18 protein-coding genes and 1 riboswitch are annotated in these 21,304 nt (G+C 46.7%); of the genes, 7 read left to right on the plus strand and 11 right to left on the minus strand.

Annotated elements, in window-relative coordinates:
- Window positions 1–727 precede the first annotated feature (727 nt).
- From ACFVQB_RS22970 to ACFVQB_RS23005, 8 genes are all read right to left on the minus strand, one after another.
- Entirely contained in the window at window positions 728–1,117 is a 390-nt protein-coding gene (locus tag ACFVQB_RS22970) for a hypothetical protein (RefSeq protein ID WP_379444501.1), read from the minus strand.
- A 237-nt stretch (window positions 1,118–1,354) separates the two neighbouring features.
- Complete coding sequence (locus ACFVQB_RS22975; protein WP_024630796.1) at window positions 1,355–2,731, minus strand: NCS2 family permease; 1,377 nt, start codon at window positions 2,729–2,731, stop codon at window positions 1,355–1,357.
- Window positions 2,732–2,911: 180 nt separating this feature from the next.
- Window positions 2,912–3,011, minus strand: a riboswitch (purine riboswitch).
- 333 nt (window positions 3,012–3,344) lie between these two features.
- Entirely contained in the window at window positions 3,345–3,596 is a 252-nt protein-coding gene (locus ACFVQB_RS22980; protein WP_379444504.1) for a hypothetical protein, read from the minus strand.
- A 222-nt stretch (window positions 3,597–3,818) separates the two neighbouring features.
- On the minus strand, window positions 3,819–5,357 hold the full coding sequence (gene guaA / locus ACFVQB_RS22985; protein ID WP_163761555.1) for a glutamine-hydrolyzing GMP synthase: 1,539 nt from the start codon (window positions 5,355–5,357) through the stop codon (window positions 3,819–3,821).
- A 314-nt stretch (window positions 5,358–5,671) separates the two neighbouring features.
- Window positions 5,672–8,035 carry a transglutaminase TgpA family protein gene (locus tag ACFVQB_RS22990; RefSeq protein ID WP_379444509.1) on the minus strand — a complete coding sequence of 788 codons (2,364 nt, stop codon included), beginning with the start codon at window positions 8,033–8,035 and terminating at the stop codon, window positions 5,672–5,674.
- Window positions 8,022–9,386: a DUF58 domain-containing protein gene (locus ACFVQB_RS22995; protein ID WP_379444512.1), complete on the minus strand. Its 1,365-nt coding sequence runs from the start codon at window positions 9,384–9,386 to the stop codon at window positions 8,022–8,024. The genes ACFVQB_RS22990 and ACFVQB_RS22995 overlap by 14 nt, the downstream gene beginning before the upstream one ends.
- Window positions 9,383–10,372, minus strand: coding sequence for an AAA family ATPase (locus ACFVQB_RS23000; RefSeq protein WP_379444516.1), 990 nt, complete (start codon window positions 10,370–10,372; stop codon window positions 9,383–9,385). Before ACFVQB_RS23000 ends, ACFVQB_RS22995 begins: the two co-directional genes overlap by 4 nt.
- 103 nt (window positions 10,373–10,475) lie before the next feature.
- Entirely contained in the window at window positions 10,476–11,744 is a 1,269-nt protein-coding gene (locus tag ACFVQB_RS23005) for a polysaccharide deacetylase family protein (protein WP_379444520.1), read from the minus strand.
- 239 nt (window positions 11,745–11,983) lie between these two features.
- Between ACFVQB_RS23005 and ACFVQB_RS23010 the strand changes: the two genes are divergently transcribed.
- Window positions 11,984–12,628, plus strand: coding sequence for a DedA family protein (locus tag ACFVQB_RS23010; RefSeq protein WP_379444523.1), 645 nt, complete (start codon window positions 11,984–11,986; stop codon window positions 12,626–12,628).
- A gap of 285 nt (window positions 12,629–12,913) precedes the next feature.
- Here the strand turns inward: ACFVQB_RS23010 and ACFVQB_RS23015 are convergent, their stop codons facing one another.
- A complete protein-coding gene (locus tag ACFVQB_RS23015) occupies window positions 12,914–13,075 on the minus strand; it encodes a hypothetical protein (RefSeq protein ID WP_379444527.1) in 162 nt (53 codons plus the stop codon).
- A gap of 152 nt (window positions 13,076–13,227) precedes the next feature.
- Between ACFVQB_RS23015 and ACFVQB_RS23020 the strand changes: the two genes are divergently transcribed.
- Window positions 13,228–13,809 carry a hypothetical protein gene (locus tag ACFVQB_RS23020; protein WP_379444530.1) on the plus strand — a complete coding sequence of 194 codons (582 nt, stop codon included), beginning with the start codon at window positions 13,228–13,230 and terminating at the stop codon, window positions 13,807–13,809.
- 181 nt (window positions 13,810–13,990) lie between these two features.
- Here ACFVQB_RS23020 and ACFVQB_RS23025 read toward each other — a convergent pair whose 3' ends face one another.
- The gene (locus tag ACFVQB_RS23025) at window positions 13,991–15,301 is read right to left on the minus strand and encodes an MFS transporter (RefSeq protein WP_379444534.1); all 1,311 of its coding nucleotides are present in this window, start codon (window positions 15,299–15,301) and stop codon (window positions 13,991–13,993) included.
- Between the two features lie 174 nt (window positions 15,302–15,475).
- Between ACFVQB_RS23025 and ACFVQB_RS23030 the strand changes: the two genes are divergently transcribed.
- The 5 genes from ACFVQB_RS23030 to ACFVQB_RS23050 are packed head-to-tail and all read left to right on the plus strand — an operon-like array spanning window position 15,476 to window position 20,753.
- Window positions 15,476–16,987 (plus strand): spore germination protein, encoded by a 1,512-nt coding sequence (locus tag ACFVQB_RS23030; protein ID WP_379444537.1) that lies wholly within the window; start codon window positions 15,476–15,478, stop codon window positions 16,985–16,987.
- A gap of 18 nt (window positions 16,988–17,005) precedes the next feature.
- On the plus strand, window positions 17,006–18,214 hold the full coding sequence (locus ACFVQB_RS23035) for a Ger(x)C family spore germination protein (protein ID WP_379444540.1): 1,209 nt from the start codon (window positions 17,006–17,008) through the stop codon (window positions 18,212–18,214).
- Between the two features lie 6 nt (window positions 18,215–18,220).
- On the plus strand, window positions 18,221–18,457 hold the full coding sequence (locus tag ACFVQB_RS23040; protein WP_379444543.1) for a hypothetical protein: 237 nt from the start codon (window positions 18,221–18,223) through the stop codon (window positions 18,455–18,457).
- Between the two features lie 19 nt (window positions 18,458–18,476).
- Window positions 18,477–19,583, plus strand: coding sequence for a GerAB/ArcD/ProY family transporter (locus ACFVQB_RS23045; RefSeq protein ID WP_379444546.1), 1,107 nt, complete (start codon window positions 18,477–18,479; stop codon window positions 19,581–19,583).
- A 48-nt stretch (window positions 19,584–19,631) separates the two neighbouring features.
- Window positions 19,632–20,753 (plus strand): GerAB/ArcD/ProY family transporter, encoded by a 1,122-nt coding sequence (locus ACFVQB_RS23050; RefSeq protein ID WP_379444550.1) that lies wholly within the window; start codon window positions 19,632–19,634, stop codon window positions 20,751–20,753.
- 80 nt (window positions 20,754–20,833) lie between these two features.
- Here the strand turns inward: ACFVQB_RS23050 and bcp are convergent, their stop codons facing one another.
- Complete coding sequence (bcp, locus tag ACFVQB_RS23055) at window positions 20,834–21,298, minus strand: thioredoxin-dependent thiol peroxidase (protein WP_379444554.1); 465 nt, start codon at window positions 21,296–21,298, stop codon at window positions 20,834–20,836.
- Window positions 21,299–21,304: the final 6 nt, after the last annotated feature.

Genomic DNA, 21,304 nt, shown 5'->3' on the forward strand with positions numbered 1-21,304 from the left:
CCTGAGCCAGGATCAAACTCTCCAATAAAGTATTGAAAAGAGCGATAAGCTCATTTTGAAACTGACGAGATTAAAAATCTCATTTATTTTGCTTCGAAATCATACAGCCTGAAGGCTTGTACCGATTTTCCAGCGTCGATCTTGCAAGCAAGATCGTTACTCACTCGTTGTTCAGTTTTCAAAGATCAAACTTGTTTCACCGCCGGGTGTTGTTTACCTCAGCAACTTTTATATCTTATCACATCCGAACCAACTTTGCAAACTCTTTTTTTTAAGTTTCTTTCGAAGCTTAGTTGTTTCGCTTGCCGCACCGTGTTTCTCGTGTTTTCTTGTCCGGAATTAGAATATACCATGTACAGATTTCGAATGCAAGCTTTATTTTCAAAATATTATTGATCAGTTCTCTTCTTTCTCCCTATCCCTATTATCCCTTATACGATACTCATCCCGCAGCAGCAACTACCTTTTCAAACTCGGGAGAATAGCAACTCTCTCACATTACACCAATATCTATTATATATAGTAGAATGTCTTTCAAGCTGGATATATCCAGCTTGCTGTTAACTCACCTCAATCCGCTCAGATACACCTAACTGTCCAATTCATAATCATTTATAAAACCAAAAAAACAGGATCGGTTGTTTCCGCTCCCGTTTTCATGAAATGTAGATGTTGCTATTTAATCCTCGTCGTGCCGCTTTTCAAGTTTGCTATTTAAGTATACACATCAGGGTCTGATGATCTCACCATCTGAGCCGCTTACATCAAAGAAACCAACGTTATGTTTCCTCGCCAACTCACGCATCACTTTATAGGCGTCTTCCGCAACAGACCACGCGAATGCAGCATAAATCACTTCTTTTCCAAGCGAGTATTCTGTTAATCGATTATCTGTTCCCGCTTCTTCCATCGCTTCAAACACATCGTCGTCAACATTCATAGAAGGAAATGTCAGAACAAGCTCTTCGTAAAAACGTTGCAGCTGCTCTGAGCTCACCTTAATGTCTGAATAGGAATGGTCCTCCGACCACTTTGTCTGCTCACCATACCATCTCATAAACGACGCTTTATCAACTGGAGCTTTGGCTGGATCAAAAACCATCAAATCATAACTCATGCATGTTCCTCCTTTATATATAGAAGAAAGTCGATTTCGATCTCCCACAGATCAAGAATATCCCCTACGTAGAACATTTCAAAGTGTCTCCTGTCCCTTCTTTTAAAGTCCATGCTACATATTATAGAAGAAACAAAAAAGCGAAAGCCCCGTTAGTGTACCAAGGCTTCCGCTTCTTTCATTTGTATAATAAGAAAAACTTCATAAGTAACTGATCCAATTCATTCAGTCAAACTGCTATTCTCCACCGATAAATACATACCGGCATATAACAATGATAGCCAGTATCCACATAAGCCAGTGTATCTTCACTTTGCGCTCCGTAACCAGGTTACTGAATACAGCCAAGATTACATAGGATACAATCCCTGCGGAAATCCCGTTTGCAATTCCTCCAGTGAAAGGCATCAATACGATTGTAAGGAACGCCGGGAAAGCTTGCAGGAAGTCATCCCACTCAATGCTGCGAACCTGACTCATCATCAAGACACCCACGATGATCAATGCCGGAGCTGTTGCAGCGGACGGAACAACCAATGCCAGCGGAGCAATAAACAAAGCCAGGATAAACAGAATACCTGTCGTTACAGAGGTCAGACCTGTACGTCCACCAGCTTCGACGCCAGAGGCACTTTCAACAAAAGCAGTTATTGTACTTGTACCCAGTGCAGCCCCTGCACTTACACCCACTGCATCGACGAGCATTGCTTTACCAATTGTTTTCTCGCCTTTCTTCTTGTCCTTCATAATCCCCATCCGTGTTGCTGTACCCACCATCGTTCCGAATGTGTCAAACAGCTCTACAAAGGTGAAGATGAAGATGATTTCAAACAATCCAAGACTAATTGCACCTTTCAAATCCAGTTGTCCAACCGCCAGATCGCTGAAGTTAGGCAGCCAGCTTGCACCGGACAAACCGCTGAGATTCGTAACGCCCATGGGGATACCAATCAACGTTGTGGCAATGATACCGATTAGCAGTGCACCTTTGACGCGCATAACCATCAGTACAGCAATAATGAGCAGTCCAATCAGTGCGAGTAATGCATCATGATGCGTAATGAAATTACCCAAAGAGAGATTAAAACTGCTGCCCGGAATCGGTTGGCTCAGATCCGCATCAGGTGCAACATTGACGGTTACAGCGACCAGATTAGCCAGCTTGAAACCAACGATGGTAATAAAGAGACCAATACCAACTGTGATTGCCATCTTTAATGAGTCTGGAACTGCAACGAGCAGCATCTGACGAATTTTGGTCACTGTCAAAATAATAAACACGATACCAGAGATAAATACGGCTCCGAGAGCTGCCTGCCAGGAAATCGCACCGTTGGAACTCAGAACTACGGTCATGAAGTAAGCATTCAAACCCATACCTGGTGCAAGAGCGATCGGAATGTTAACAAACAATCCCATAATGATGGTCATCAAACCAGCACCTACGGCTGTTGCAAAAAATACTGCATTGTCCGACATACCGGCTCCGGCCGATCCCAAGAACAACGTGTTTACGAAAAGAATGTATGCCATTGTCATAAAGGTAGTAAGACCCGCAACAATCTCCGTTCTAACGTTTGTTCCGTTTTCTTTTAGTTTAAAGAAACGATCCATAATTCACTAATTCCTCCTTAGAGATGTTGAAGCCTTATTGAAAAACGACAAATACCCCTGAAGATGAATGCATCACCCAGGGTTTTAGCTGATGAGGAGTGGCACTGTCCAATTACGGAGAACAAAAAAAATTCTAATGTGCGTGATGTCATGCCCGACGCAATCATGTAGAATTCATGTGCTCAGCCTGCTCCTCTTCGTAGCCAGATCATTAGGGTGATCTCGTAGAGACTCCCAGGCCAATCCCCGGGATTATACGAAGTAGTATGCGCTATTTGTGTGTTTCCAATCACTATTTTAGGAGGGTTACCTCTAGTTTGTCAATGAGAAAAACGAATGTTATTATCACTTATCATATAAATCGTTCGTATTATTTAACAAAATGAACCAGTTTAGCGGTTTACAACCCAAATTAAAATGAGGTTTCACAAATCAAAAAGCTACCGCAGTCAAAGGCGGCACGCACACTTTGATTGGTAGCTTCATGGGTTACCGAGAAGATGGTTATGTGATGAGGATCATGTATTTGGATATTCGAAAGATTAGGTATAGAGTGCCGGCTGCTACGGTTACTAGTTCATTTTTTTACATGATAGGTCCTATGCCATATATTCTAAATCTCTGTCTGAAGCACGTCCTGTGCCTGCTGTTGTTCCTGACCTGTATTATCGGTTGATCCCTCAGACAATTCCTGACTCTGGGCTTGATCGGAAGACGAATCTGCTGCCTCTAAGTTCACAAATGAAGAATCCCCCGCACCAAGAGCCAAGTCTTGCATACCCGAGCCGCATCCTACCAGCATCACCATCAGAAACGCACTTCCAATGCCCATCTTCCATTTGCTCATATTGTCGGTTTTACGCATACATTCAATTCTCCTTTCAGTTGCCATATAGCCGTATTATGTACTCAGTGTACAAGCCGGACATGAAAACAATCTGAAACGAACCTAAAAAAGGGATTAAAAATTCAGAGATTCATCGTTATACCACCATCCGCTCTACTTGTGGAGTGAAAAGAAAAAAGAGACCGAAGCTCCTTTGACGGAAACTCCGATCTCTTGTTATTAAATCTGGATAGATAACTTCTATTCCCACTCAATCGTTGCTGGTGGTTTGGAAGTTACGTCATACACGATACGGTTTACGTTATCCACTTCGTTAACGATCCGTACGGAGATTTTCTCCAATACGTCCCAAGGGATACGTGCCCAGTCAGCTGTCATACCGTCAATGGACGTTACGGCACGGATACCTACAGTGTAGGAATACGTACGCGCGTCACCCATAACCCCAACACTCTTCATGTTAGGCAGGGCCGTGAAGTATTGCCAGATCTCGCGATCAAGGCCCGCTTTGATAATTTCTTCACGCAGGATGTAATCCGAATCACGAACGATTTTGAGCTTGTCCTCAGTTACTTCGCCCAGTACACGGATGGCTAGACCCGGACCTGGGAACGGCTGACGCCATACGATTGCTTCTGGCAGACCGCACTCTTCGCCGACTTTACGCACTTCGTCTTTGAACAAGGCACTCAGTGGTTCGATCAGCTTGAAGTTCATGTCCTCAGGCAATCCGCCCACATTGTGGTGGGATTTGATGGTTTGAGCTGTCGCTGTGCCACTTTCCACGATATCCGTGTACAGTGTACCTTGCGCCAGGAATTCAAAATCATCAAACTGCTTGGACTCTTCGTCAAATACGTAAATAAACTCGTTACCGATGATTTTACGTTTTTGTTCCGGATCATCCACGCCTGCCAGTTTGGACAGGAAACGCTCTTGTGCATCGATTTTGACAACTTTCATGTCGAATTTGCCGACGAACGTCTCCATTACGCTCTCCGCTTCGCCTTTGCGCAGCAGACCATGGTCGATAAACATACATGTCAGTTGGTCACCGATGGCTTTGTGAAGCAATGCAGCAACCACGGAAGAATCCACACCGCCGCTAAGTGCGCACAATACTTTACCGTCGCCCACTTTTTCACGAATATCTTTGATCGTATCTTCGATGAACGTCTCCATGCTCCAGTTGCCTTCACAACCACAGATTTCGTACAGGAAGTTTTTGATCATTTCATTACCGCGAACAGAGTGGCGTACTTCCGGATGAAACTGAACAGCATACAATTTGCGCTCATCGTTGCTCATCGCTGCGATTGGCGCACTTTCCGTGCCTGCATCCAGTTTGAATCCTGCAGGAAGAGCAACCACGTGGTCACCATGACTCATCCATACCGTATGTTCACCTTCGATACCTTGGGCAAGAGCAGCACCTGGTGCAAACTCAATATCCGCTTTACCGTACTCACGCTTCTCAGAACGCTCCACTTTACCATCCAGCTGTTGCGCCATGAGCTGCATACCGTAACAAATTCCGAAGATTGGCAATCCCAGATCATAAACGGCCGGATCTACGTGTGGTGCATTTTCTGCGTAAACGCTAGATGGTCCACCCGAGAACACGATTCCCTTTGGTGATAATTCTGCGATTTTCTCCGCCGGTGTGTTATACGGCAAAAGCTCGCTGTATACGCCGAGATCCCGGATTCTTCTGGCGATTAACTGGTTGTATTGGCCCCCAAAGTCAAGGACAACCACTATTTCATTTTGCTTATTCATTACCGTGCCTCCCTCAATTAATGAAACTAATTATACGCAACGACAAAACATACCGTCAAGGAAAGGCGAAACTCCTTTTTCCGACATCTCAAAACATGGCATATTCAACGCCAGAGAATACGGTATTTGGTCGAATATTCTTGCCTCCATTCTATATATTTCCCGATCGGAAATATAAGAAAAAGGTTAATGTTCTATTTTCATCATAAAAGAGATCTTCCCCATGAAGCTCACGGTGTATGATCGCGGAAAGACGCCTCGTTCGCTTTATAGGGCGAAAGGCGTCTATGTTTAGCGCTGCGCTGTACTTCGTGTTACAGCGCCTGCATGCGCCGGGCCAGATGAAGTGCCCGGCGCAGGAAGTCCAGACTGTCCGCGCGCAGCGGACGGTCCGGCCCGTACAGCAGCCGTTCCCAGTCGGCTGCAAACCGCGCGATGTCCGCGCCGTCCGTGCCGGCGGCCACGGCGGGTGACGCTGCATATTCGCGCAGCGTCATTCCCGGCGGCCGCGGGCCGTATCGGCGCGCGAGCGCGGCCCAGACCGGAGCGGCGGCGCTGAGCAGCCGCTCGCGGTCCGGAAAGCTGCTGCGCGGCCACGCCAGCAGCAGCCTTAGCCGCAGCGCGGGGCGAAGCCGCCGCATGCGCACGGCCCCGGCGGCGCACAGCAGCGCCGCTGCCGCAAGGGCTGCCGCGAGCCATGGCTGTGCGGCAATAGCCCGTGCGCGGGCGAGCAGCCATGCGCCCGCGCGAGCCACCCCGCCGTCCGTCTGCGGCGGGGTTACGGCAACGGGCTGCTGCCCGCTGAGCGCAGCGGCGTCTTGGCCTTCACCCTGCGTCATGGTGAAGCCTGGCGTAGCCTCAAACGGCATCCAGCCCGCGCCTGGGAAATACACTTCTACCCAGGAGTGTGCATCTCCCTGGGTTATGATGTATTGCCCGGAGACGTCCGCATCCGCTTCCCCGGGTCCGAACCCCTTAACCCAGCGTGCCGGAATGCCCTCTGCACGCAGCAGTACAATCATAGCTGTCGAGAAATGGTTGCAATATCCCTGCCGCGTAACGAATAGAAAATCGTCCACAAAATCCGTTCCACGCGGTGGCATACGGGTATCCAGCGTATATTTTGCGTGGTCAGCAAGGTAAGTTTTTACAGCCTGCACAGCATCATAACGGGTCTCACTTCCCTGAATGATTTCCTTGGCAAGAGCCTGCACGCGTCCGGGAAGCGTAGTTGGTAGCTGCAGATACGTTCTGCGAATTGCCGCCGGATCTTTCATTCTGGACGTCTTCCCTAGAAGGCGTAGTTGCTCAGGTGTTGCCACGGGAATCATGACATCTGCCGTATAACTTTTGACGGGTTGATCTTCATAAGTACCCGCCAGCCATAACGTTGCGGAATCTTCATTCGATAGCAGTAAACGTTTGTTCTTCTGATTATCACTGTTCTTATCCTGAAACGAAAGATTGAGTGGCATTCCACCTGTGAAGAGGGGAGTGGGTCCTCTCCAATCTCGCTTCATCGTCACGGTTTGACGAATACGTTGCCAATAGGCTGGGTACTCCCAACCATCGGTACGAACCAATCCGGATGGACTTGCCGTCTCAAAGCTCTGCACAGGATCACTCCAGGTGCTTCCGTTATAATATGAACGGGTCTCGCCCCGCCAATACGTAGCTTCCGGGCTTTTCGCCGTAAAAAAGATCGTGTCTCCCTGCAACAAAGGAGCGCCCATCGGTGCATCCGCTGTACTATAACCTGTGACGGCGGTTGCAGCAGGAATACTTCCTTGCTGTGTATAGCCTGCCCAGCGGGCAAGCCGCTCACCCATCTGCTCAAGGGATATACGTTCCGGTGGAGGAATGGAAGCAAGCTGACCAGGGATCGCTGAGAAAAGTACCATACCTGCCGACACCGCAAGCGTTACCGTACACCAACGACCATAAGGGCTTTGCTTAAAGATCGGGGTGGTGACCCCGCCATTAAGGCGAAGCAACTGTAGCATGGCCTGAATGAGTAGAATCCACAGCACAGAACGTATCACCGAAGCATATACATCCAGCCCGGCAAAGGATTCAAGCAGCAGCAAATAGACCAATGTTGCACTGCCAAAAAGCATCACACTTCTTCGCAGCAGTACAAGCGATTGCACAGAAGCCATCAGCATGCTCCAACCGCACATCATGAGCAGCCCTCTTGTCTCCACACTAATCGAGTGGAAACGCCAGGTATTCATGAAACTGCCCATATCCGCAGGAAGAGTGGCCGGATACGTAGCTGCCCAACCGGCAGGGTCATTACCTCCATACATGCAACATAATGCGGCTAGAGCAATGAAAAGTCTAATCAGTATTCCCATGATCCAGCCGGTACGAAGCAACCCTGCAAGCAGCAAGGCCCCCGTTAATCCCGCCATCACGGACAAGAATCGTTCACTGCCCTGCTGACCCGTTGACGTAACCGGATAAATCCACTCCAGGGACAATATAAGCAAAATGGCAGAAAGACCGATTCTGTAAAGGAGAGGCTCCGAACTTTGGCCATGATTCTTCAAATCTACTCCAGATGTTCTTGTTTCAGCTTTATATATGGAATGCACAGACTCTATTACCAAACTGGCGGTATACCCCCTGTCAGCAACAGTGGAATCTGCCTGAGGGTTTCCATTATGCTCCCACATCCGTTACCTCCGCCTTTCTCATTGAAGGTAAAGAACCGTCTGTGATCCAATGAATCTGTACTCCTCTTTGACGAAGCTGTTCCAGACTTTCATTGCTCAAATCATGAATGGTTCGATCCGTTGCAATGGACTGTGTGTTCTCATCATCTACAGTGGTATCCACCGCATCACCGCGATTTCCTAGCTTCTGAGCCAAATTGCTGCCGGGCGATTCCGCTAATGATATATGTGATGAATCTTCTCCAGCCATGAACTCAGTTAACTGAACCTCTATCCTGTACCCCAACTCGATTGCACACATTACCCACTCCACCAGAACGTCATCCATTCTGCCGGTGAGAATCACAATTCGTGACCCAATCGCCATCCTGTCCAACATCTCTGTACGAAGCGACGTAGATACAGCTTGCGCCGTGGAAATTCGTGCCTGCGCCAGCTTGTCCAGCGCATGGTTTTCAGGGGAGTGCAGGAGTTCTTGTTTCCATTTCTCCTGATGAGCAGATCCTGACCCACCGCCTTCCGTCCACAGATGATAAGGAATGTTGTCCCGCTCAGCGGTATGAATCCAACGGGCAGCTGCACGGACCGCACGTTCAAAAGAAGGCGTAACCCTCTTCTCTGACTGCATTACTTCATAACCCGATGCACCTTCATACACAAGTATGCCCAACGAGACAGAATCGGAGGTTTCAGGCAAAAAAGTCTGAAGCCGCCCCGTTTTAGCTGTACTTTTCCAATGAACTCGCCCCAGTGGGTCCCCTTGCTGATATTCCCGAAACTCAGGACTGCGATTCCCCTGACTGCTTCTTCGCTCAGACAGCGCATCTTCACCCATTGCCGAGTATTCTCCGGGATCATTCTCGCCCCATTCCGTTGCTTGAGGAACAACAATTAGCGGGGTATGATTCACGATCTCTGCAGAGGCCGTATTCCATCCGAAAACATCGCCCCAGTACAATCTGCCTGATTCCCATCTGTATATACCTCTGCGCAAACCCGATAATTCATATTGATACGTAAACTGGCGACGGGTTCCCGGAAATAGTAATTTACGGTGTACGCCAGCAGGTGTATTCTCACACAGAATGATCCATAACAGTGGAATCGGGCAGTCGAATTTCAGTTCCACCGCCACCCGCGCTCTTTCGCCTGCCACAACTCGATTCGCATGCATTTGCCGCCGGATGTTAATATTGCGCGGACCGAAAAAGTGGAGAATCAGCGCGCTTGCGAGCATCAAGGCGGCGATTATAGACAGAAAAAGCGCTGCTTTCCCGCCATGCCATACATATAGAGAGGTAAACGCCACGACCAGGACAGCACCCAACATCCGTTGACCCAGCGCAGTCATTGACGCCGTCCCCTTCTCTGTGCCGCCATCTGTACAGGTACAGGGACCGATGACAGAGCTTCCTGAATCACTTGCGCCTGTGCCCAGATTTCCGCTCTGTTCTGGGCTTTCAATTGAATGCGATGAGAAAGGACTGGTACAGCCATCTCTTTCACATCGTCGGGAATGACATAACTGCGTCCTTGGAGGTAAGCAAACGATTGTGCAGCAGCCATCCAGGCCAATGTTCCGCGCGGGCTGATTCCCAGTCTTACCGCCGGGTGACTTCTGGAAGCCACGGCAACGGCAACCAGATACTGTTTAACAACAGGGTCAACATGTACATGTTTTACTTCACGCTGCATGGCTACGACTTCTTCAGCAAGCATGACAGGGCGAAGTTCATCAAGCAATTCTCTGCCTTGCATCCGGGTTAACAGTTCGACTTCCTGCTCCGGATCAGGGTACCCCAGTCCAATCTTCATGATAAAACGATCCAGCTGCGCTTCAGGCAGACGATAGGTGCCCTCAAACTGCAACGGATTCTGCGTCGCCAGCAAAAAGAATGGGCGCGGCAAAGCATAGGTTGTGCCATCCACCGTAATGCGTCGTTCCTCCATCGCTTCCAGAAGTGCCGACTGGGTACGAGGGGAAGCGCGATTGATTTCATCAGCCAGAACAATATTGGACATGACGGGTCCTGGCCGAAACTTGAATTCTCCCGTATGCGGATGATACATCGACGTGCCCGTTACATCTGCGGGCATCACGTCCGACGTGAACTGAATTCGTCCCATGGAGCAATCCAGCGCAGAAGCGACGGCGCGAACCAGCATCGTTTTGCCTGTACCCGGTACATCTTCCAGAAGTACATGACCTCCACTAAGCATTGCAGTTAACACATAATGAATCTCTTGTTTTTTGCCAATGATCACACTTTCAACTCGCTTCATAACTCTATTCAGCAATTCTACGGCGTGCTCATGTTCCATTCGGGTATAAGACATTTCTCCTGATCTCCTTCCATCCATCGGCATTCCTGAACCATACTAATCTATGATTCAGTGTTGCCCGGAAGTAGAGAGAATAGTCCTGCACGAACGACTTTATTCAGATCAATTTATCCAAATACATGCTGCTCGCTGCTGCCAGAGGAACGCTGGCTCTCACAATCCATTCCTTTTCATTCGCCTTTAGTGAATCAACGGTTACTCCCATATGCCCCATCAATTCCCGTAGCGGAACCCAGATCGTTCCTCCCTGGCTCTGCACGACTCCCTCTGTCGTCCTATCCTTCATCTGACCTGCACGTTTCGTTGTCAGTTCTCTGCTGATAATGTCTGCTTGGATGGTTCGGTCTTTCCATATGGCTGTAGCTGTCCGAGTCTCTGCATCCCAGCGAGTGCTACCACCGAACTTTTTCATAAAGGTCCGCAAAGGCACCATGATCCGCTGATCTTCCACGCGAAATTCTCCTTGCTTCAACGTAGCTGCTGCCAAGCAGATTTCAACCTTCAGTTCCTTGCCAGCCAACCACAGGTTGCTGTTCTCCTGTACATTTTCTGCGATCCACTGCGTACCCGGAGCCTTCCGTGACTTGTATTTACCATTCGAATCAATACGGAATTGAACAGGCTGATCCGAGGCCTTCATCGTGTCAAAACGAAAACCCTGATCGTGGTAATACTTGATAATGCCAGGTAATGCTTTTACCGTCTCGGCATGTGCTCCTCCATCATGCATCAATACAATGACCGACCGCGCTCCGGCAGGCACCTTGGTAGCATTGCGTAAGATTTCTTTGGCCGGAACACCCTTCCTTTTGGAATCACCACTGTCTACGTTCCAGTCCATCACGGTGTAGCCGCCCAATTTCATCAGATCAAAATAACTCTGGTCAAAATGTCCGTAGGTACCGCCCGGTGCACGAACCAGATTCGGCCGAAATCCGGTAATCCGCTCCACTACTGCCTCTGTCTGTTTGATCTGCTTCCAAAACACTTTGAAATCACTGTACAGCTGTTCATAATTATGATTAAACGTATGATTGCCCAAAGCATGTCCATCTTCCACAACCGCACGGATCATCTCAGGATAACGTTCTGCCTGCTCACCAAGCACAAAAAATGTAGCCAAAACCTGCTCTTTGCGCAAAATATCCAATACTTCACGGGTATGGTTACCCGGTCCATCGTCAAAACTCAAATAGACTACCTTGTCTTGGGGATTCTCTTCTTTGGAGGCGGGCGCATCAGTGCTCGATACAGAAGATGCGTAAGTTGTGCCTGCCGATGCAGCGAATATACACAGCAGTACCACAATGCGAAGTATAAGCACAGACCATTTTCCAGATAAAAATGTATGTATTGGTGTTACCATGTACGAATCAACCTCCAACGTCTCTAGTGAATTTGCTGATAGACTTCAGCAGATTTGTTAGAATTATATGGAGGACGCGGTGAAAAAAGACGCGATTTTGTTTTATAATTTTCACAATTTGGGATGGCTCGTGATTGATTCTTCGCTTCGGATTAGGTAGCATAATGGACAGGTAGGATCGTGAACAAAACACCATGGAGAGAAGTTATGCTCCCACCCTATTCAGGAGAGTGAAACTATTGGAATTGCTTGAGAAGGTCCAGCATCTGTTTGGGTCCTACGGATACAGCGTTTTGTTTTTTGGCTTGTTACTGGAGTTCATCGCCCTTCCCTTTCCGGGAGAAACAACTATGGCTTACGCAGGATTCCTGTCTTACAAAGGACACTTGGACTTTGGCATCCTCGCCATCTTGGCTTTTATGGGAACAACGATTGGCATGACCATCACCTATTTTATTGGAGCCAAAGCAGGTCTGCCGTTCATTACACGGTATGGAAAATGGTTTCTGATGAAACAGGACAAGCTCGATAAGACGCAAAAGTGGTTTGCCAAGTATGGCAATGCTCTGATTTTCATTGGTTATTTCATTCCTGGTGTAAGGCATTTCACCGGATATTTCGCAGGAATAGCTGCTGTTCCCTTTCGAAAATTCGCACTATATGCCTATTCAGGCGCGCTGTTCTGGGTATTGTTATTTCTGGGTATTGGCAAAATATTCGGACCCCAGTGGAACGCCGTGTTCCACCTGGCACATCAATATGCAGCGTACATCGGGGCGGGTATTGGACTGCTGCTGATTGCAGCGGTATTGTACCGTTATCGAAAAGCCTGGACAGCGAGATCTCTGCGCAAGCCAGCTCCTGTTCGTCAAAGACAAAAGTAAACGATATAATCCAGGAACGCCCTTGCTTCAGAACTTCATTTTCAGTTATAACCGAGTGGTTTATATCTCTTCTGATCCGGAAGACTTCTGAGCTGACTCATTCAATTTTTGTACTAACTGACTCACTCGGCCCTGAGATACACCAAGCAGCTCGGCCCATTTCTTTTGTGATGCAGCGGGGTACTCTGCCATGATCTTAGCAAACCGCAGCGCTTATCCTTACTGCGAGTTTGCTTCTTTTCAAAATAAACTCTGTTGTGGTGCTTCGATGGAAGTAACAACTTTTTAAAGTAGGCAAGGCACCCCATAGAGGAACAAAACAAACAATTCAGCTGTTCTATATTTCCTTAAAGTCAGACGTTGATTAGAATCATCAACAAAATATTCAAGCGGAAAGCCAAGCACATCCATCATGCGTACCATCCCCGTATTATTAGCTTTATTCACCCTACTTACCCTCCTGTTCTTTATTTCTCGGGACTACAAAAGACAAGTCAAGTCTATTAAAATAATATGTTTACATATATATACAACGATTGATACACTTTAACTGTAAATATATTTAATTAAAATACAATATTTAGAAAAGAGAGAACCAAGTGAGCAAGGTTACAAAGGTACTAGGGACGCTTGCATTAGGCGCCGCAGTCGCAACAACTTCTTCTGCTTTTGCAGATCCAGCATTGCAATCAAGCGCTGCAGCAAAAGTTTCACCTAAAAAAGATATTCCTGGCCATGTTATTACGGTGGATACTTCCGTCAATGACAATGCTATCCATGGAGAAGTAGGTGATATCCTCTTTGATGGCACTTACTACTATGAGAGACTTCCAGATAATACTCAAATAGTCCCTGAAGGACCATCTCCTATGGCTTCAACTGAAGGATTTGTTGTTAGTAACTTTGGTGGTAATACAAGTTTAGACAAGTCTATCGTATTGTCCAGTACATATGTTTACTGGAAAATTTGGATCAAAAATACGGGTTCTTCGGCTATTACTGTAAGTATTGCTGGTGACAAAAACGGTCCTCACAGCATTCCAGGAGGCGAGACGTGGAATATTTGGAGTGATAAAGCTTGGAGTACTGGTACCTACAAAGTAGGTTTTACAAATGGTAGTGGTATGCAAGGGCAGGCGGCAGCTCGTATTGGTGAAAGCATTGCGGATCTGAGTATTTAATCATTCCTAAAACTTTCACTTAACAACGTTTAATCACTCTATATTACACATATTTATGGATGATATCAATGAATAAATACATCACATTTGAGCGCAAAAGGTTTTTCTGCCCTATTAGATGTGGAACCTCAGGGTTACTCTCTGTTATTAGCAAGGAGCTGCATATCGCGGCTCCTTTTTTTCATGTTCTTGTGGTTGTACGTCTAATCTTAAAAGCCTCTCGTGCTCTTAACCATCCATAGGCTGTAAGCAAAGCAGCAATTGCCGCGAAACCCAAGCCGCCTGCGAAACCAAGCGTACGGGGTTCCACCACTTCTAATAACAAACCCGCACCAAACATGGACAACCCCAGCATGCTGCTACTGCAAGCCGTCGCCAAACCATAGATGAGCCCTCTGTATTTCTCAGGTGTTTCACGCATCAGCAATGTATCCAGACAAGCATTGCCTACACCTGACATAAGGGCCAGCAGAATATAGATCAACACGGCGATCACTGGTAGAGTCGCCATACTAAGTAGCATAAGCAATCCCCCTTCCACGAGCAGACACATGACTACTCCAGGGAGCAGGAAATGCTGAAAATAACGAGAACACCAGCTACTTAATACCAGCCCTGTCCCAAGCGCCGCATAGAACAGACCTACACCCCAATCCCCAAGGGCAAACACTTCAATTGCATAAACGCTGATCAATACATTATCGATCCCGTTTATGACCGGTACCCATAACTCGAACAGGATGATGATCTGTAATGCTACAGAGGATCGAACCAGCCGCCACATCACCGAAGGAACATGAACTGCACCATTGCTACTAGTAACCACTGAAGGTTTACCAGAAGCTGCAGCGGCTGATCTCTCCACATTTTCAAGTGATCTCTCACTTGATTCAGTACCCATTCCCGATGGAAACGAGACTTTACGGATCATAACAGCTGACACAAGGAAACACAGTGCATTGGTTATAAACGCAGCCTGCGGCCCCATCACTGATGAGGTGATTCCCCCAAGAAAGGCACCTACAATCAGCACCGTACCGTTCATCACCTGTTCAAGTCCGTTAATTTTGAGCAAATGTTCCGGCTGTACAAGCAGTGGTATGCCTGATTTGCGCACCGGCGCATAGAGAGCCTCAGCACAGGCTAGTAAAGTACTCGCTGTATATAGAATCCATAAATCATCCGCACTGTTTACGAGCAAATAACTCAGAGCAAATGGCACCCTTGTCAGATTGGTAAACAGCATAATCTTTTGCCGTGAGAAACGCATGGTTAACATGCCTCCTAACGGGGCAAGCAGCAGAAATGGAAGCACACGCAGACCAAGGGCTAGTCCTACGGCAAGTCCAGATCCTGTTGTGCTGAGAATGAGCGAAAGCATGGCGACCTGACAGAAACGGTCACCTATGCCGTTCACTAATCCCGCGACAAAGAACTTGCGGTACTCCGATTCTTTTTGTAGCAAAAGCAGAATGGAAGATCTAAACAACATGACAAATCCTCTCCTCTTAAATTAGATGTAAATCTAATTAGATAGTATTCTAATATATAAGGATTGACAATGTTCTTTTTTATTTTGTGGGATATTCAATAACACTTTTGTGATAATCCTGATTCATCCAGGTCATACTAATTTGCAAATATAGGGTGTATAAGGGGTGAAGGAATGAATACAGCAGCGCAGAGCAGTCAGGATCAGAGAATATCTCCGAATCTTACGGAAAATATAGATTACTTCAACCAAGTGATGGGGAATAGCAAAGACTTGATGGTTCGTCCACTGCAATGTTTGCACAAATGGCCTTCTTTCATGTTGTACATCGATGGAATGGTGGATGTGCAGATTATTAATCATTCCATCCTGGAATCCTTGTTACAAACCCGAGAATTACCTGAATTTTCGGAAGATAATGAGCATCTGATCTATCTCCAGAATGACGTGCTGGCGGCCAGCAACGTGATATTGATCGATGAGATGAAAGAAGTTCTTGATGCCCTTCTGGCAGGCTTTGCCGTTGTGCTCCTGGAAGGTTCCAATCAGGGCTTGAAAATTGCAGCAGCAGGCTGGGAAGATCGCGCCGTCGGTGAACCGATCTCCCAGACGGTTGTTCGAGGACCCATGGAAGGCTTTAATGAAAATTTGCGTACAAATACAGGGTTAATCCGCAAACGAATTCGAGACCCCCATCTCTGGATTGAGGAAAGGGTGATTGGCCGAGTCACCAACACCAGGGTAGCCGTGGTATATCTGGAGCATATCGTCGATCAGGAGGTTGTAAAAGAACTGCGGCGCAGACTTGATGGAATTGATATCGACGCCATTCTAGAAAGTGGATACATCGAAGAACTTGTGCAGGACAAAACAGGTACGATCTTCCCTACGGTCTATAACAGTGAGCGACCAGACACCGTATGTGCTGCACTGCTTGAAGGTCGGGTAGCGATCATTATAGATGGAACTCCTTTCGTACTGCTTGTCCCAGCCTTGTTTGTTCATTTCTTTCAGTCTCCCGAAGATTACTACCAACGGGCCGACATCAGTTCGTTGATTCGACTGATTCGTTATCTGGCCTTTTTTATCGCGCTGCTCGCTCCATCCTTCTATATTGCCATTACTACCTTTCACCAGGAGATGCTTCCTACCAACCTGCTTATTAGTTTGGCAGCACAGCGTGAAGGTGTTCCATTTCCGGCATTTATTGAAGCCATCTTAATGGAGCTGACCTATGAGATTCTGCGGGAGGCCGGCATACGTATACCGAAAACGGTCGGTCAGGCCGTTTCCATCGTAGGTACTCTTGTTATTGGTCAGGCCGCAGTAGATGCAGGCGTTGTATCGGCTGCCATGGTTATTATCGTATCCATTACAGCGATATCCAGTTATGTTATTCCGGAAAATGGATTGTCCATCTCTGTGCGGATTCTGCGTTTTGTGCTGATGATCCTGGCTGCTGCCTTTGGTTTCTACGGAATTCTGATGGTTCTGCTGATTACGGTAACCCATCTATGCAGTCTAAGGTCCTTTGGTGTGTCTTACATGTCCCCGTTCGCGCCTTACATCGGGAAAGATCTCAAAGATACCATTTTCCGTGTACCTTGGCCCCGAATGAAAACCCGTCCGCTTTCTACCGGAACTCCTAATGAAACCAGACAAGCAAACAAAAAAACGAAGCGATAATCGGTAAGGAGAATGTGAATGAACAAATGCCTACAATTGATTCTATCTTTTGCCGTTCTGCTCCCTCTCCTTACCGGATGCTGGGATCGTCAGGAACTCAATGAGCTTGGCATCATGCTGGGTCTTGGTGTGGACAAGGATGGCGATATGATTAAAGTGAGTGCTCAAGTGGTTGTCCCTAATGAAGTATCCTCCAAGTCCAAGTCCGGGGGAGGCAAGGGGACCCCTGTGACTCAGTACCAGGCTTCTGCGCCTACCTTGTTTGAAGCCATTCAAAAGTTAACGGAATCTAGTCCACGTCGTATCTTCATGGCACATATACGGGTGTTGGTTTTTGGCGAGGAGTACGCTCGTAAAAACGGCATCTATGATGTGACCGAAGCCTTAATGAGGGAGCCAACGGTTCGGCCTGACTATTACGTCATGGTGGCACGAAATACAACGGCTTCTAAAGTGCTTGACGTGCTAACACCTCTTGAAAACATTCCTGCGGAAAAAATGTTTAATTCGCTGGATGTCTCCTCCAAAATCTGGTCCCCTACGACAACCGTTACCGGGGATCAATTAATGGAATATATATTGTCTCCGGGCATACAGCCTGTCATTACAGGTATAGAGGTTATTGGTCAACCTGCGAAAAGTGGAAATCAATCCAATATTGCGACGATCAGGTCTCCTGCTCGCCTAAATTCCACTGGATTGTCCGTATTTAAGGGAGATAAGCTGATTGGTTGGCTAACGGAGGATGAATCCAAGGGATATAACTATATTCGTAATAATGTGGTATCCACCATCAGTCATCTGCCTTGCCGCAAAGAAGGATATGTGACCTTCAAAGCACTTCGCACAACGACCAAACGACATGCCAAAGTTGTTGCCGGACATCCTGTAGTCAACATCAAAATGAAAAATGTATCCTCCATCGGTGCAGTGGAATGTGAAATAAAAATTGGCTCAATGAAAGTACTCAAAGAATTGGAACGGGATAGTGAGGAACGTCTTGTAGATCTAATGCAAAAATCCGTCAAATCGGTACAGCGCAAATTCCACGTTGATATTTTCGGATTCGGGCAAGAGGTCTATCATGCTGATCCCAAGTTCTTTAAAAAGGTGGAGAAGGATTGGGATAGTTATTTGGAAAATCTGGATGTTCATTACGATGTCAATGTACAAATCAAACGTGTAGGCACACTGGATGATTCGTTCAAAGATCAAATTAGGGAGTGAGACAGGGTGTTACTTACACTTAGTGTCATAGTGACCGCAGGACTCATTGGATGGTTCGATCTGCCTGGGCTCATACGTCGCAAGGAATGGAAAGAAACAGCCGTTTACAGTGTCTTGCTGCTCTTGGCTACCTTTTTCAGCGTCATTGCGGCAAACTTGTGGGAATTCCCCAGTCCACTTTATCTCATCATATGGATCTATGAACCTGTAAATCAATTTCTGGCACACTTGACTGGAACTTAGGAAAAAAGGAGGGGACATTATGCTTGAGCAGGGCCGCATCGGAACAAGACAATTGTCCACTCTCATTTTCATGATGGTGGTCGGGGATATGATGCTCATCTATCCCTCGGTCATCACATCCTATGCCAAACAAGATGCCTGGATATGTGCTCTTATCGGGGTTCCATTGGGAATGGCTCTCATGCTCATGTTTTTAAAGCTGTCCAGTCTGTATCCGGAGGAAAATCTGATACAGATTTCACGAAGCATTCTGGGATTTTGGCCAGGCAGTCTTGTATCCGGATTTTACCTTTTCTTTTTTGTAATAGGTGCCTCAACACACACCCGAGAGGTCGGAGATTTCCTCACCTCCCAAATCTTTCAGTACACCCCGATTCGCGTCATCATTCTGATGTTTGTTATTACGGTTGGTTGGGGGTTATATCATGGTCTGGAAACGATGGGGAGAAGCAGTGAATTGCTAATGCCTATCCTTATCGTATTTATTCTCGTGCTTGCATTCTGTCTATTACCTCAGGTTGATCCCAGCAATTTGAAGCCTGCAACGGATACCAGCGTCGTTCACATCCTTCAGGGTATTCTCATCAGTATCATATATCCGGTAGGTGAACTGGTCCCCATTATGATGATTGTTCCCTACACGCTAAAACAGGCTCACCGAACTCGGGATGTTCTTGTTGCGGCAGGACTTGGCAACTTGTTGCTGGCTATATTGGTTACTATCTCTCTGCTTGTTCTAGGTGCGTTCCTTACACAGCATAACATCTATGCTTCCTTTATTTTATCTCAGAAGATTAACATCGGTGGTTTCTTTGAGCGTATTGAAGCCATCATGGCTTCTTCCTGGCTCATCTCCACGTATGTTAAAGCGATGGTGTATATGTACGCATTTATCGTCGGGTGCGCCGAACTATTTAAGCTCAAGCAGTATCGGATACTCATCCTGCCTGCATCATTGCTTATATTTGGCCTTGCCAATCTGGTTTCGCCCAATTTGTCCTTCATCGTCATTACTGTCGTTCCATATTGGGTGGATTGGGATACCACATTAAGTATTATTTTGCCTGGGTTGTTACTGTTGGTGCATATGTTTAAAAAGCGCCGGGAAACCAAGTCATCCGGATAACAGAATGCTAGAGCATTAATTAAGTCGATAAGGAAGGAGGAAGAGACCATGATAATTAAAGAAAAAATCACTATTCGTCAATTTTCTTTACTTACCTTTCTTGTCATGGTAGGGGATATGATTCTGATCTATCCTTCACTGGTCACAGCTTTGGGCAAACATGATGCATGGTTATGCTCTATCCTCGGTCAGCCAATCGGCCTATTCCTCATTTGGATTTTGTACAGACTTCATCAAACCTACCCGGAACTATCTTTAATAGAAATTTGCAAAAAATTGCTTGGTCCATGGGCAGGATCAGTCTTATCTATTGGTTACCTGTTCTATTTCGCCATCGGTGCCGCCATCTGCATCCGTGAGGTTGGAGATTTTTTGACCACCCAAATCTACCTTCAGACCCCCATCCGTGTCATTTTGATTATGCTCATATGTTCGCTTATTTTGGGCCTTATAAAAGGTTTACAACCCATGGGGGCAAGTATAGAAATGCTGACTCCTGTTGTTGTCGCCTTCATGATTCTCCTCTTCATGGGGTTGCTTCCCAAAATAAACAGTTCACATTTACAACCATTCTTGAGCATCAGTTGGATCCACCTAATTGAAGCAATTGTTCGGGGCGCATTTACCTCATTCGGAGAGTTAATCGTGCTTACCATGATTCTTCCTTATGTGAAGTCTGGTCCCAACCTTAAACGTGACATGCTGCTTGCCACGTTTTGCGGAGGTCTGCTCCTGAGTGTTCTGTTACTGTTCTCACTACTCGTTGTGGGGCCATTCCTAACCCAGCATAATATCTATATCTCCTATACCCTGTCTCAGAAGATTAATATCGGTAATTTTTTTGAGCGTATTGAAGCCTTCATGGCTACCGCATGGTTAATCGCAACCTATTTCAAATGCCTCCTGTATATGTTTGCTTTTGTTATCGGTTTGGCTCAGCTGTTTCAGTTAAAAGCATACAAACCACTCATTCTCCCTTCAGCCTTGCTCGTGTTTGCATTGGCCATCCTGATTTCTCCCAATGTCATCTTCTATACCAACACCATTATGCCTGCCTGGGTGGAATGGGATATGACCGTAAGTTTTATTATTCCTCTGTTGTTGTTATTCGTTCATCGAATCCGTTCCCGTAAGAACAACCAGATAACATCTGATCGCATTCCCACATAAAAAGGCTGTGTTCACGGCAAATTCCGCGAGCACAGCCTTTGATGTTATTCAAATGGTTTAATCCAACCAGAACGAATGAGTTACAAAACCTGCAAAGCCTCCAACGCTGCCTCAATATGGCCTTTGACTCGCACCTTCAACCACGACTTCAGCAGGACACCCTCTTCATCAATGAGAAACGTGGAGCGTACCATCCCCATATATTCCTTGCCATACATCTTTTTGAGCTGCCATACGCCGTATTGTTCGGCAACCTGATGTTCCTCGTCTGATAACAGGATGAATGGCAAGCCGTATTTGGCAATGAATTTGTCGTGCTGCTTCATCGGATCAATACTAATCCCCAGAATAACTGTATTTAACCCCTTAAACTCCTCATGACGATCACGGAAATCACATGCCTGCTGTGTGCAGGAAGAAGTCATATCCTTCGGGTAAAAATATATCAGCACCCGCTGTCCGCGATAATCCGAGAGCTTCACCGTCTCTCCCGTACTGGACGGAAGTTCAAAGTCTGGTGCCGGCTTGCCTTCGGTTAATGTCATCTCATT

This window comes from Paenibacillus sp. NPDC057886 (assembly GCF_042796655.1).
Classification (GTDB): domain Bacteria; phylum Bacillota; class Bacilli; order Paenibacillales; family Paenibacillaceae; genus Paenibacillus.